This window comes from Paenibacillus sp. FSL W8-0919 (assembly GCF_038003785.1).
Taxonomy (GTDB): Bacteria; Bacillota; Bacilli; order Paenibacillales; family Paenibacillaceae; genus Paenibacillus_AQ; species Paenibacillus_AQ lactis.
Genome location: NZ_JBBOPV010000001.1, coordinates 2,664,876 through 2,678,200, shown reverse-complemented (window position 1 = coordinate 2,678,200; position 13,325 = coordinate 2,664,876). Strand labels below are relative to the sequence as shown.

The 13,325-nt window shown below is 52.5% G+C and carries 14 protein-coding genes and 1 pseudogene; 9 read left to right on the top strand and 6 right to left on the bottom strand.

The annotated features are described in order from the left end of the window. Positions 1 to 117: 117 nt before the first annotated feature. Positions 118 to 1,101 carry a diaminopimelate dehydrogenase gene (locus tag NST44_RS11950; RefSeq protein ID WP_007127345.1) on the bottom strand — a complete coding sequence of 328 codons (984 nt, stop codon included), beginning with the start codon at positions 1,099 to 1,101 and terminating at the stop codon, positions 118 to 120. A 371-nt stretch (positions 1,102 to 1,472) separates the two neighbouring features. Between NST44_RS11950 and NST44_RS11945 the strand changes: the two genes are divergently transcribed. Both NST44_RS11945 and NST44_RS11940 read left to right on the top strand, forming a co-directional pair. Continuing rightward, positions 1,473 to 2,204 carry a hypothetical protein gene (locus tag NST44_RS11945; RefSeq protein WP_210094389.1) on the top strand — a complete coding sequence of 244 codons (732 nt, stop codon included), beginning with the start codon at positions 1,473 to 1,475 and terminating at the stop codon, positions 2,202 to 2,204. Positions 2,205 to 2,313: 109 nt separating this feature from the next. Then, positions 2,314 to 3,168 (top strand): AraC family transcriptional regulator, encoded by an 855-nt coding sequence (locus NST44_RS11940; RefSeq protein WP_210094390.1) that lies wholly within the window; start codon positions 2,314 to 2,316, stop codon positions 3,166 to 3,168. A gap of 176 nt (positions 3,169 to 3,344) precedes the next feature. Here NST44_RS11940 and NST44_RS11935 read toward each other — a convergent pair whose 3' ends face one another. Beyond that, positions 3,345 to 3,836, bottom strand: coding sequence for a GyrI-like domain-containing protein (locus tag NST44_RS11935; RefSeq protein WP_210094391.1), 492 nt, complete (start codon positions 3,834 to 3,836; stop codon positions 3,345 to 3,347). A gap of 92 nt (positions 3,837 to 3,928) precedes the next feature. Between NST44_RS11935 and NST44_RS11930 the strand changes: the two genes are divergently transcribed. Further along, positions 3,929 to 4,621 carry an effector binding domain-containing protein gene (locus NST44_RS11930; RefSeq protein ID WP_210094392.1) on the top strand — a complete coding sequence of 231 codons (693 nt, stop codon included), beginning with the start codon at positions 3,929 to 3,931 and terminating at the stop codon, positions 4,619 to 4,621. 48 nt (positions 4,622 to 4,669) lie between these two features. On the opposite strand, the gene fabV is transcribed toward NST44_RS11930, so the two are convergent. After that, positions 4,670 to 5,860, bottom strand: coding sequence for an enoyl-ACP reductase FabV (gene fabV, locus NST44_RS11925; RefSeq protein WP_007127340.1), 1,191 nt, complete (start codon positions 5,858 to 5,860; stop codon positions 4,670 to 4,672). A 241-nt stretch (positions 5,861 to 6,101) separates the two neighbouring features. Then, positions 6,102 to 6,870, bottom strand: a pseudogene (locus NST44_RS11920) (exodeoxyribonuclease III). Between the two features lie 254 nt (positions 6,871 to 7,124). Between NST44_RS11920 and NST44_RS11915 the strand changes: the two are divergent. Further along, positions 7,125 to 7,268, top strand: a complete 144-nt coding sequence (locus tag NST44_RS11915) for a hypothetical protein (RefSeq protein WP_007127338.1) — start codon at positions 7,125 to 7,127, stop codon at positions 7,266 to 7,268. A 198-nt stretch (positions 7,269 to 7,466) separates the two neighbouring features. Here NST44_RS11915 and NST44_RS11910 read toward each other — a convergent pair whose 3' ends face one another. Both NST44_RS11910 and NST44_RS11905 read right to left on the bottom strand, forming a co-directional pair. Then, the gene (locus tag NST44_RS11910; RefSeq protein WP_007127337.1) at positions 7,467 to 7,841 is read right to left on the bottom strand and encodes a VOC family protein; all 375 of its coding nucleotides are present in this window, start codon (positions 7,839 to 7,841) and stop codon (positions 7,467 to 7,469) included. Between the two features lie 98 nt (positions 7,842 to 7,939). Further along, the gene (locus tag NST44_RS11905; protein ID WP_007127336.1) at positions 7,940 to 8,641 is read right to left on the bottom strand and encodes an RNA polymerase sigma factor; all 702 of its coding nucleotides are present in this window, start codon (positions 8,639 to 8,641) and stop codon (positions 7,940 to 7,942) included. Positions 8,642 to 8,957: 316 nt separating this feature from the next. On the opposite strand from NST44_RS11905, the gene NST44_RS11900 reads away from it, so the two are divergent. The 5 genes from NST44_RS11900 to NST44_RS31050 all read left to right on the top strand — a co-directional run bounded on the left by NST44_RS11900 (position 8,958) and on the right by NST44_RS31050 (position 13,297). Next, on the top strand, positions 8,958 to 10,424 hold the full coding sequence (locus NST44_RS11900) for a spore germination protein (protein WP_007127335.1): 1,467 nt from the start codon (positions 8,958 to 8,960) through the stop codon (positions 10,422 to 10,424). Next, the gene (locus tag NST44_RS11895) at positions 10,421 to 11,590 is read left to right on the top strand and encodes a Ger(x)C family spore germination protein (RefSeq protein WP_007127334.1); all 1,170 of its coding nucleotides are present in this window, start codon (positions 10,421 to 10,423) and stop codon (positions 11,588 to 11,590) included. The genes NST44_RS11900 and NST44_RS11895 overlap by 4 nt, the downstream gene beginning before the upstream one ends. Before the next feature lie 14 nt (positions 11,591 to 11,604). Beyond that, positions 11,605 to 11,799, top strand: coding sequence for a hypothetical protein (locus NST44_RS11890; RefSeq protein ID WP_007127333.1), 195 nt, complete (start codon positions 11,605 to 11,607; stop codon positions 11,797 to 11,799). Between the two features lie 23 nt (positions 11,800 to 11,822). Further along, positions 11,823 to 12,920, top strand: a complete 1,098-nt coding sequence (locus NST44_RS11885) for a GerAB/ArcD/ProY family transporter (protein WP_210094394.1) — start codon at positions 11,823 to 11,825, stop codon at positions 12,918 to 12,920. Between the two features lie 293 nt (positions 12,921 to 13,213). Next, a complete protein-coding gene (locus NST44_RS31050) occupies positions 13,214 to 13,297 on the top strand; it encodes a putative holin-like toxin (protein ID WP_223260591.1) in 84 nt (27 codons plus the stop codon). Positions 13,298 to 13,325 lie beyond the last annotated feature (28 nt).

Here is a 13,325-nt window from a genome sequence, read left to right as displayed (position 1 = left end):
CGCCAGCAGGAATTCTCTGCTGCGGGACGGCCTTTTCATGTTTTTCAAACCCTACATGTAAAAAAAGAAGCCCCCCCGCAAGATGAACGTTCTTACGGGAAGGCCTTCTCTTACGGCTTATAGAAGCTCGCGACGAAGCTCTTCGGCCGATTTAGGGGACAAGTATCCGAGCGGAATATCAAACACCGTTTTGGCGCCTTTCTGCCCTTCCCCGCTCAAGCGGAAGGCTGCTCTCGCATAAGCTACAAGCACGCTGGCGGTAAACTCCGGATTGCTGTCCAGCTTCAGACCGAATTCGATGATCTGTCTGCTGCCGTTGCCGGTAACGCCGCTGCGGATGACAAAGCCGCCATGCGGCATGCCCGAATGCTCGGCGTCCAGCTCTTCTTGCGTGATGAAGGTAACCGTCGTGTCGTAGTCCGCGAAATAGTTCGGCATCGAAACGATGGTCTGGCGGATTTGCTCCTGGTCGGCCCCTTCCTCTGCAACGACGTAGCAGGCTCTGATATGCTTCTCGCGGGTCGTCAGCTCAGGCGTCGAGCCGGAACGGATATCATCGATAACCTCTTGTACCGGAATGGTGTACTGTACGCCTGCCTTTACGCCTGGTACACGACGGATCGCATCAGAGTGACCTTGGCTCACGCCCTTGCCCCAGAATGTGTAATCATGGCCTTCCGGCAGAATCGACTCGGCAAGCAAGCGATTCATGGAGAACAGCCCCGGATCCCAGCCTGTCGAGATGACGCTGACATGGCCGCCAGCCTGTGCTGCCTCGTTTACCTGCTCGAAAAACTCAGGGATTTTGGCATGGGTGTCGAAGCTGTCTACCGTATTGAACAGACGAGCGATCTGTGGAGTCTGCTCAGGCAGATCCGTTGCGGATCCTCCGCACAGGATCATAACGTCAATTTTGCCGATATACTGTTCCGCTGCCGAGATATGCTCGAAGCGCACACCGGATACCTCCGGCATCTGCTGCGGGTCTCTGCGCGTAAAGATTGCGACCAGCTCCAGATCGGGGTTTTGTCCGATTGCCTTCTGGACGCCTTTGCCTAAGTTGCCATAACCTACGATTCCGACTTTGATATTCGAGTTCAAGCGTGATCCTCCCTTTGCCAATCCTATTATTCGTTGGCTTGATGTGTTAGTCTACTGCTTTAAAGTATAAAGACATTACATAGGAATGTTAAACTTTTTTTGCTCGCAGGCCCATGGTGTTTACCAATAATGTTCACGATTTATTCACAAAAAAACCGCCGTCCTGCTTAAACCAAAAAGAAACCTATGATTTTTAGTATAGCGCCTTTGGCATTACGCAATCAATTTTGGTGCCTGGCATCCTGAACTTAACGGCGCAATCCTCGTGTTAACGGCAGGCTCCTCCCTGCTTTCATTCCCTTAAAAAGGAATATCGCCGGCTTTACGCGAATGTAATAGAGGATCATCTAAGAAAAGGAGAATTTTTTAACATGAAAAAAATGACGGCAATCACCCTGACAACGGCGCTGGCGGCCTCACTCACCGTCGCTTCGCTCATTCCGGCTGCGGCTTCTGCCGATGCTTCAGCGGCGAAAGAGCGGATACAAATGTCCGAGCGCACCTCCTACTACGGCGAAGTTTCAAACGGGCAGCCTAACGGTCGTGGAACGATAAAATGGGGAACGGAGAAGCAATATTCCGGCGATTTTGTGAATGGCAAACGCTCCGGAAGCGGGAAGTACATCAATCAATACATCGAGGACGGCGAGCAGCATAAAGTCGTTTACACGGGAAGCTGGTCCGGTGATCAGATGAATGGAAAAGGCGTCCTTACGCATAAGGTGACCCAAGCAGACGGGACCGTAAGATGGCACCAGATTCAAAAGGGGATCTTTAAGGATGGGGTGTTTACAAACGGATATGATGTCATTCAAGCCGTTGCTGACCCTGACTTCAGCTTCACCTATACGAATGGCAAGGAAACGCTGGAGATCATGGGAACGAATAAGGGCCTGCATCAAGCCTGGAAGAAAGGCAACCTGTTCGACGTCAAGTACAAGAATGGTTCCGTCAACAAGAGCTACACGATCTTCCCGCTGGGCACGGAAGCGGAGCAGCGGAAGAACGACGCTGACCGCAAATATTTGCAGAGCATCTATAAGAAGATCGCTCCGCACTTGGGACAGTTTGAAGCATTGTCCAAGCAGGTCCCGTTGAAATAGGCGTTCAACGATATCGATCGCATCGAGGCTTGCCGATATGGTGCAGCATCTGCTAGGCAGCCGGAGACGACACTCCGTTATATTGGATCATGAAAGGAAGATGGGTCAGATGGATTGGGTCCGGCGCATGAATGATGCGATCGGTTATATGGAAGAGCATATCACCGAAGAGATCAATTTCGCGGAAGCCGCACGAATCGCCTGCTGCTCGGTGTATCATTTTCAGCGGATGTTCCCGTATATTGCGGAGGTTACGCTATCGGAATACATACGAAGGCGAAGACTTACGCTGGCGGCGTATGAGCTTCAGAACAGCGACATCAAGATCGTTGATCTCGCGCTGAAGTACGGCTACGACTCGCCGGAGGCATTTGCGCGAGCATTCCAGAACATGCACGGAACCACTCCCTCCGCAGCCCGGCTTGCCGGAACGAAGCTGAAGGACTATCCCCGCATCTTCTTTCAAGTTTCCATGAAAGGAGCGGCAGAAATGAATTACAGGATTGAAGAAATACCGGCGTTTTCGATTATCGGCTATTCCAAAGAGGTAAGCACTCAGAATGCGTATGATGTCGTCCCCCGATTGTGGCAGGAAGCGGCGGAGGAGGATGTCTTCCACAAGCTGTGGCCATTTAAAAGGCATGATCATCCGATCCGCGGATTCCTCGGCGTCTGTGCCGACGGCGATTACGGACGGCAGGATACGTTCTGCTATATTTTATCGGTTGTGTCCGAGCAAACGCCGCCGGAGCCTCTTATTCAGCGTTCGTTTCCCGATTCCGCATGGGCCGTATTTGAAATGGGGGGCGACCCTGGCCAAATCGCGGAGATGTGGAAACGCCTGTATTCCGAATGGATTCCGTCCCAAGCCTATGAGCTTGCCCCGCTGCCGGCCATCGAGTGCTATCTCCCGCCAGATGAGGACAAGAACGAGTTATGGGTCCCGATCATCCGTAAGCAGTAATCCTTAAGCTTGCAGCCCGCAGCACGGCACGCATAATTGCGGCCATCCGTTTGCCGAAGGAAGGCCGCAAGTGAGGAGCATATCACGAAAGGAGCAGCCCGCTTGCGGCTGCTCCTTTCGTTTTTGCTGCACCAAGATGCTCAGCACACCGGGATCAGGATGAACGGCAGAGGTGATTACGTCTCGACCGGAATCATGATGACAAATTCGGGATGATCGTCGTACGGGTCCTGGCTCATCGGATATTTCTCGAAATGGGTTAAATGGTCCGGACTATATTCCTTATATCCTTGTTCCTTAATCCAATTGTAAATATTCGTATACGATGCCTCGATGGCCTGCTCCTTGCTGTGCTGGCAAGCCGCATAGGTCAGGGTCGGAACCGACACGTTCACCATGCCGTCAGGAACCTTGCCCAACTTCTCCACTTCAACCGCCGCATAATGGATAAAGCCTTCTCCACCAGGAAACGCATGGTACGATAAACCGAGCATCGTGTCCTTATGTATGGCATGCGGAATTTCCTCAAGCCGTTCCTGCAGCTGCCGATGAACGGCGCGAATCCCTCCTGCGGCCGCATCCGCAAAGGTTCCTTCCCATTTCAGGCCGACCGCCTGAAATGCCTCCTTCGTCGTCAACGCAGCCTCATTTCGTTGCTGAGCGCTCATCCTATATCCTCCTTTCATTTTTACAAATTCATTATATACTGAAACTATGACAGAATTTGTCACAGTACGAAATAAAAAGGAGCATCGATTCCATGCCGAAAACCGAACGCATGCTCAAGGTCATGCAGCGCGTCTATGAGAAGCGGAGCTTCACCGTCGGCGAAATAGCCGAGGAGTTTTCGGTCTCCTACCGTACCATGCTCCGCTACCTCCATGAGCTGTCCGAGCTGGGCGTCCCGCTGTACGCAACGGAGGGCAAGCACGGCGGCTATTCCATCCTGACTTCCCGCCAGCGGCGGGAGCTGGCAGAGCATGACACGGAAGCTGTCAAGCGGGTGGTCAAGCCTGGAATCCTGATCGTCGGTTTGGAGATGAAAGCACCCTTTACCGCCTTCTATATGACACATACCCTCAAACCCAAGCTGTGGCAGGAGCTCGTCAGCCGCCTGCATGAAATCCCGTACCGCCGGTCCACGCCCCGGCCTTCCTATGTCGCCGCGGTTATGAATCGGCAGCAAATCTATCATTACGTCGCCGGTATCGAAGTGACGGCGCTGGGGAGTCTTCCCGAAGGGATGGTGAGTCTGGCGATACCGGCTCAGGAATACGCGATGTATACGCATGAAGGCCGCTCGGACAGGGAGGATATCGACCAATCTTATGCGTATGTCCTGCAGCGGATGAAGCAGCTCGACATGAATCCGGATCCCGGATGCTATGCCTTGGAACGTCGGGACGACGCCGATGCTTCGGTCATCCGGATGTTTATCCCGATAAAAAGATAGCAGGCAGTTCCCCTTCCGGGGAGCCTGCCTGCCTGTTCATGGACGAACCTAGATCGCTTTGGGATTCTCCACGATCGGATTCACGTCCGCATCGTAATCGACGCCGTCGGTCTCAAATCCGAACAACTGGAAAAACTCGCGGCGGTACCCCGCCAAATCCGTCAGCTCTTCAATGTTATCGCTGTCGACCTTGCTCCACAGCTCAGCAACCTCCTGCTGGACGTCCTCGCGAAGCTCCCAGTCGTCAATGCGAATCCGGCCTTTCTCGTCGACCGGAACATCCTTCCCAGCGTACAAACGGTCAGTGAAGAGACGATAAATCTGCTCGATGCAGCCTTCATGCAGCCCCTTCTCCTTCATCACCTTGTACAAAGCGGAAACATACAACGGCACGATCGGAATCGCCGAGCTTGACTGCGTAACCAGCGCTTTGCTGACCGTCACGTAAGCGCGGCCTCCGCGACCCGCGAGCGCCTCGTTTAGCTTCAGTGCGGTATCCTCCAGATGATCCTTCGCTTGACCGATGGACCCGTCCCGGTAGATCGCCTTCGTAATCTCGGAGCCAATATAGGAGAACGCAATCGTGGTGGCATTGTCCGCCAGCACGCCTCCTTCCGACAGCGCCTGGATCCACAGCTCCCAGTCTTCGCCGCCCATGACCTCGACGGTATTTCGAACTTCCTCTTCGGTAGCCGGCTCAATCGTTACTTCGGTAACTTCTCCCGTATGGAAATTGACCGTTTTATTCGTGTAGGATTGGCCGATCGGCTTCAGGACGGAGCTGACCGTCTCTCCGGTCCGCGGCAGCGTCCGGCGCGCGGAGGCCACGCTGTAAACGACCAGATCTACCTCTCCAAGCTCCTTCTTGATCAGCTCGACCGTCTTCGCCTTGGTCTCCTCCGTGAATGCATCGCCGGTTACGCTGAAGGACTTCAGTCCCGCCGCCTCCGCTGCCTGCTCAAAAGCAGCCGAGTTGTACCAGCCTGCCGAAGCGGTGCGCTTCTCGGTTCCCTGGCTCGGACGATATACTCCTACCGTGTTTGCCCGTGCACCAAACGCAGCGGCGATTCTCGCCGACAATCCGTATCCGGTGGATGCCCCGATCACAAGTACATTACGGGGACCTTGTATGCCAGGCTGTTTCAGCACGTAATCGATCTGCTCCTGAACCTGCGCAGCGCAGCCGACAGGGTGCGACGTCGTGCAAATAAATCCGCGTGTTCTAGGTTTAATAATCATGATTTAGTTCCTCTCTTTACACTCATTATCGTTTCAAATGATACGTATGTATCCCGATTGTCCCTTTCTATTGTAACTGTTTTTTTCAAAGAGGAAACCTTTTGACGGCAAAAATAAAATACCCCCCTTCTAAAATCGATCGGGGATTTGCCCCCGCCATTCATTAAAAGAGAGGTACTTGGCTGATTACTACTACCATGCTATGCAGCCTGGCCGAATCTTATTATTCCTTCTTCCGGGCTTACGCCTTCAGTTCCTTGCTGACCGTCAGCCGAACCGGGCAATGATCGCTGCCCAGCACATGACAATCGATTTCGGCATCGACCAGCTTCTCGGACAATCGGGCCGATACGAGGAAATAATCAATTCGCCAGCCGATGTTCCGTTCCCTGACCTTGGCCATATACGACCACCAGCTGTATACATCCGTCCTGTCCGGATAAAAGAATCGGAATGAATCGATAAAGCCTGCTGCGAGCAGATCGGTCATCTTCCCGCGCTCCTCCAGTGTAAAGCCTGAATTGCCGAGATTGGACTTCGCGTTCTTCAGGTCGATCTCCTGGTGGGCGACGTTCAAATCGCCGCAAATGATGACCGGCTTGACCGCATCCAGCTGCTGCAAGTAACGGCGGAACCGTTCCTCCCACTCCAGCCGGTACGAAAGCCGGCTCAGGTCGCGCTTGGCGTTCGGCGTATAGACGTTCACCAGGTAGAAATGCTGAAACTCCAGCGTAATGATTCTTCCTTCCGGCTCCTCGTCTTCCTCGATCCCGTAACGGACGGACAGAGGCTCCAATCGGGTGAACACGGCCGTTCCCGAGTATCCCTTCTTCTGGGCGTAGTTCCAGTACTGGCGATAGTCGGAGCCTAACTCAAGCTCCGATCTGCCCTTCTTGAAGCTTCGTTTCCTGCACGCAAAATATATCCGCATCCGTCTGCTTGAAATAATCGAGAAAGCCTTTATTCACACAGGCACGCAGCCCGTTCACATTCCATGACACCAGCTTCATATTGGGAACCTCCATGATATCCGTATCTTTTCGTTTGCTGAATCTATGAATCTACTAAATTCTATAATGGTATCATGACTCGGCGGGAAGGGACAAGGCAGCTTTACGCATTCATTTAAACTTCATGAACGAAAAAGGAGCTTTCCCGTGCATAATCCCGCACCGAAACTGGAACAACATAAACGTTTGCGATCGTTTCGCTTATTCGAAGCGCCCGCAATTCGATGGATATTTCGCATAAGGAGGAGTACAGCATGACAGGAAGAAACAGTAAACCTAAGAACGACGGTCCGTCCAGCAGTCCTGAACGTTTGGACCAATACGGCGATAAGCTGGCAAACGAGAATGAGGAAGAGTTTACTTCGGCGGCCGAGGAGCACTGCAGGGATCAGGACTAGCGATGGATATCGCCAACATGCATTCCTTATAATTCAATAACAAAAACACCCGTCCATGCGAAGGTGTTCGGATCCCTGTCTTATAAACGGGGAGCCGTCCCTTGCAATGCAGCGGGTGTTTTGTTGCTGTAGCGGTATTTTTCTTTTTAAATTCAGAGCCAGCTTTCCTGTCTGTGCATGCACCGCCGTTCCGTTTGGTTAAGCTGTTACGCCGTACCGGTTGCCGTCGGGGTCCGTCAGGGAGAAGCCTTTGAACCCCTCAAAATCCTCAATATCGCCCACATCCGCTCCCTTGGCCTTCAGCTGCCGATGCATTCCTTCAACATCCTTGGCATGAATGTTGAAATACTGTCCTACACCGTAATTATTTTTAGGAAACACCGGCTGCTTTATCTCATCGGAACGCACCAGACAAAAGCTCACCTTCTCATCGTTCATTCGCATGACAATCGCTTCGGGTTCATCCGTATGAATGATCTCGAGTCCCAGCATCTGGGCATACCATGCCGCAGAACGCCTCAAATTACTCACCGGCACAAAGATACCTACGCCGTACAATTGGGGTTTGGCCAATCTCCAGTCTCCTCTCTCATTACGAGTTTGATTGTGTTCCAACACCTAAATAACGATATTTCACGTTAGAACCAAACAATCCTCCCCAAAAAACTTGCTTACTCCGTAATCATCCACACATTCCCGTCCGGATCCTCCATATAAAATGCAAGAGAACCGCGAACCCGTCTCAATCTGCTGATTCGGATGCGCAGCTTGGTCAATTGGAGGTATGAAGCACAGATCGCTTTCGGATCCCTTCTCCGGAAAGCGTCCACGAGCGCGTCCATATCCAGCCCTTCGGCTGCATCCGCATGGGTCCTCACTTCCGGCTTAGCTTCAATGCCTGCCTGCTGCAGCTGGTGCAGCTTTCTCAGCCTGGCCCGTGCACGGCCGAGCGACACTTGTACCGTCCCTTCCGACATGGAGAGAAAATCAGCCGTTTCCCCGGCTGTGAAATCCAGCACGTCCATCAGCAGCAAAATGACCATCGCGCGTGGAGATAACCGGTCTGCTAATGTCTCCAGAAGCTCCCTCGTTGATAATCCGCCATCCTCGCCGGGTCTGTCCTTCAGCTCCTCATCCGTAACGCTCTTGACGGATTTCTCTTTCCTCAATCGGTCTTTCCATGCATTGCTTGCTATTCGATATAAATAGGCATTGGTAATTGGCCGATCAGGCTTGATTTCAACCGCCCGCATCACTTTGATCATCGTTTCCTGCAGAAGATCTTCAGCTTCCCAGCGTTCCCCGGTCACATGCAGACAGTATTGATGCAGCTTGGCCTGAAGAGCGGGTACATCCAGCGCATATTTTGACATCACAGCCCACCTCGCTAACTAAGTTCTCTGGAAGCTGAAGTTTTCCTGCACAAATTTCGGATGCAGTTACTTATAAACGAAAAATGCGGTAAAAGCCCCTTCCATCAAGAGCCGCCTGCCCGGTTAACACCGCAATCAACAAAACGTGCATTTTTCATGCGTCAACTTCTCTGGAAGTTCAGGTATAAGTTGCTAAGAGTACGGCATCCTAAGAACAAATCTCTCCATGATCCACGGATATCGCCCTCAATCGGCGGCAATGCCCAATCATTCACTCATTCTTTACTCTTACTAATCTGAAAGGGAGGGAGCATAGATGAGATCCAGTGCCAATGTAAAGAGCGAACTGCTTGAGAATGTCAAAAGCCGGCTTTCCGGCTGCGGGGATGTAAGCTATCAGTCCTTGAGGCTTCATGGGTCTGACTGCACGTTGATATTTATAGGGCCCATCATTGACTTTAGCTCCTTGCACGGGCATATCGTCACCCCTTTGCTTAAGGAATCGGCCAAGGTTGAGCATCATTTCGATGATTTTATCGACCGGCTGGACCGGGGAGATTTGCTGTCGATTCCATTCGAACGCTCCGATTCAGCAGAGCATATTGCCAACGCGATCGTCGAGGGCAGCGCGGTTCTTCTTATCGAGGAGACCGCGGAAGCTTACCTGTTCGATATTGTGTTGTATCAGAAAAGAGCCGTATCCGAATCCCAGAACGAGCTGGTCGTGAATGGCCCTCAGGAAGCTTTTATCGAGGATATCAGCACCAATCTATCGCTGCTGCGCCACAAAATCAGGCACCCCGACCTGAAGACGATCCGATTCCAAATTGGAAGGTATACCAAAAAAGCCGTGTATATGGTTTATATCGAAGGATTGGCCAAGCCGGAGGTTGTACAGGAGGTCAATCAGCATCTCGCTGCGATCGATATTGACGGAACATTCGGGATCAGCACCTTATCTGAGCAGATGAAGGAAGGGGTACGGTCTCCGTTTCCCCAGTTCCAATATACGGAGCGTCCCGACTCGGTAGCGGCATCGCTCCTCGAAGGCCGGGTGGGCATCATGCAGGACGGGACGCCGTCGGCTCTCATCGTACCGGTAACCTTGATGTCGCTGCTGCAATCGTCCGAGGATTACTACCACAGCTTCTACTCCTCAAGCTGGATTCGGCTTGTCCGGTTCGCGTTCGGACTCATGTCCCTGCTGATGCCTTCCTTGTATGTGGCCATCACGACATTCCAGCCCTCCATCATTCCGACCGATCTGTTGATCACGATCTCGGCGTCAAGGGAGAATATTCCGTTCACGGCGCTGGCGGAAGCGCTCATTATGGAGCTGACGTTTGAAGCGCTTAGGGAGGCGGGCACCCGCATTCCGAAACCCGTCGGCCAGACGATCTCCATTATCGGAGCAATCGTCATCGGACAAGCGGCGGTCGAGGCCGGCATCGTCTCCAACCCGATGGTTATCGTCGTATCGATTACGGGCATCGCTTCTTACATCATTCCTAATTTTGAGCTCGGGCTGGCTTTCCGCCTTCTGCGCTTCCCGATCCTGATTCTGGGAGGAACGCTCGGGCTCATCGGCGTATTCGCAGCTGCATTTCTGGTGTACGGCCATATGGCTTCCCTGAAATCGTTCGGAACGCCCTATTTGCAGCCCATTGCTCCCCTGATCCGGTCAGATTGGAAAGACGCGTTTTTCAGGGCTCCTTCCAAAATGATGAAGAAGCGTCCGAAAACCTATGCTTCTGGAAACAACACAAGGAGACAAAAGCCATGAGAGCGTTAGTCCTACTTCTCCTGGTCATAACGCCGCTCTTCACCCTTGCCGGCTGCGGATTCATGATGACCAAAGTCGAAATCAACGAACAGACTTTCGTGTTTGCGATGTACATCGACAAAGGGAAGCAGCCTAATACCGTCGAGGTTACGATCAGCGCCCCGCTGCCTAACCGGCTGACTTCAGGTTCCCAGGCAGGGGGCCAAGCAAGCGGGGATCCGTATGCGATGGTTACCAAAAGCTCCGTTACCGTTCAGGATGCACTGAGTTTAATTCAGCGGGATTTGACTCGTCGCTTCGACTTCAGCCATACACGAGCCGTCGTGGTTGGTCATCGTTATGCAGAGGACGGCTTGCACGATCTGATGGACTGGTTTCAGCGGGAGCCGACGACGGACCTCGATACCTACCTGTTCGTAGCACCGGGAAAGGCGACACAAGTAGCCTCCCTGACCCCCGTCTTCGAGCAAATGCCTTCCGAAGTTCTGGCCCGGATAGGCGATCAGCATAACGTCATCGGCACGACTTTTCTGGATTGCCTCGTCGCGGCATCGGCCAACCAGGGCTATGCGCTGACCTATTTGAGCGCCGGCATGAAGCCCATGATCGCCGATCAGGGCAAGCCGGAGCCTTGGGTCGGCGTTCATGGAACCGCGCTATTTCAAGATCACAGGCTTCGTACCACCCTTCCGCTAGAGCCTTCGCTGACGATCAGCTGGGCTGAAAATCAGCTAAGGGGTTCTTTATACACGGTGAGCTGGGATAAATCCGGAAAAGCGAGCGTGTATCTAATCCAAAACCGGGCGAAGAAGTCGGTAAGGTTGGTGGACGGCCGTCCCGTGTTTACGATCAAGCTAAAAGGAATCGGCGATGTCATATTCAAGAGGAACGGCATTCAGACGGATTCGCTATCCGCCAAATATGCCATCGAACGGGAATTGAACGAGGTGATCAAGGAGCACCTGGCAACGGCCATACGCACCTCTCAAAGGGAACGCGCCGACATCCTGCAGCTCGGCATGCTCCTTGACTGGAACTATCCCGATTATTGGGAGAAGGTTCGAAGTAACTGGTCCCAGGCTTATGCCAACGAGGCTGTAATCGAGATCGTAGCGGACGTCAAGGTCCGTAATTTCGGTTCCGTGCTCAAATCCAAGCCTGAATAAGGAGGCATCAGGGGATGTTATTCTTTGTGTTTTTAGCGTATTCCCTACTGGAATGGTTCGTTGCTAGGCAAAAGCCGGGCCGCGAGAAATGGACGGTGCTCGCTCTGATTGTCGTCATGTCGATATGGAGCGCGTTCGCGCTTTGGATGAACGGATGGCCGACCCCGAACCAGCTGATTCGCTTTGCTTTTGGCTGGCTTGACCAATAACTTTGAAAGGAGCCCTTTTCGCGATGGTGAATAAAACCCCTTGGCAATTGTTCCGATTCGCCTTCGTATACCTGAATGCGATCCCGACAGGATTTTTAGTTACCCCTCTGCTGTGGGGCTCGGCGTACTTGGGATGGATGGCCATCCTGATTGGATGGGGCGCCAACTTGATCCTTCTATGGTTCACCGTCAAGGTTGGGCGCTGGGATCCCGACCGCTCCTGGATCGACTTCGGCCAGGACCTGCTGGGAAAATGGATCCACTATCCGATCATCTTGCTGATTCTCTTCTGGTCCGTCAATTATATCGGGCTCGATATCGAGGGCTTTACCCTATTCTTCGACACCAATTACATGCGGGAGACGCCGCAATGGTTCATCATCTTGATCGTCGGCCTCGTCGTCACCCTTACCGCGCGTTGGGGGATGGAGACGCTAGTTTATATCTCCGACGGGCTGTTCATTGTCATTGTGCTGACGATTTTGCTCATGAACATGTTTTTTTTCCAAGATGCGGACTTCAATATGGTACCCGCCATGTACAGACATCATAACTACGGGGACGTCTTTAAGGATTCGCTGACCACCCTCGCCTATATCGCGGAATGGGTCGTGTTTCTGTTCCTCGCCCCTTACCTTCAAATCGATCGGAAGGCATTCCGAAACCTTGCGGCCGCAAGCGCAATGGTTGCACTTGGCGTATTGCTCCAGTGGGCCTCCTCCCTGCTAAGCTTCGGCCCCTATATCGGCCGGGAGCTGCAGTACCCGCTCGTGGAATTGCTGCGGGCGGGAAAAGGGTTCCTCGGCAATTCCGATCCGTTCATGATCGGATTGTGGAGCAGTTCCATGTTCCTGCATAGCGCATTCCTGATCCATATCAGTGTCCGGTGCCTTGCCAAGCTGCTTGCGCTAAAGGAAATGGACGCCACGCTGATTGCGGTGATCGGCGGAACAGGCTCTATCCTGGCGTTCCAATATTCCAAGAACCCGGTCCTGTTCCAGCAGGATTTTAGTTCTTCCTCGATGATTGCGTTTTTCCTTCTCGTCGAATGCATTCCGATCCTGTATTGGATCGCCTCCCTTTTTCGCAGAGGAAGGCGACAGCGGCGAAATGCAGCATGATCTTATGACCGCTGGTCGTTAGTAACACCCGGATAAACAAAATAGATAGATAGGTGGGAGGCGGATGCTACCTCCCTTCCATTTTGTAAACGGCAAGCCCTATGAATCTCGGCGGATGAATGCATGTTACCATCAATCGCTTGATCTACCGCTGGTTGTACCGAAAAATTTAACAAAAATTAGAATTTTTCATGAAAGCGCTTCCCGAAAATAGTTCTTTTATTGTAAGAAATTGGCATATTATATAGTACAGTAGAACCAGCAAACAAGGGTGGCAGCGGGAGGTGATAGGCATGGGCGTGAATGAAGCATTGGCTCTAATGATTTCGTTCGCCACTCTGGTCGTTTCGATCCTTGCTTTCCATAATAAGAAATAGACCCATCCCTCAGGAAGATGAATCTATT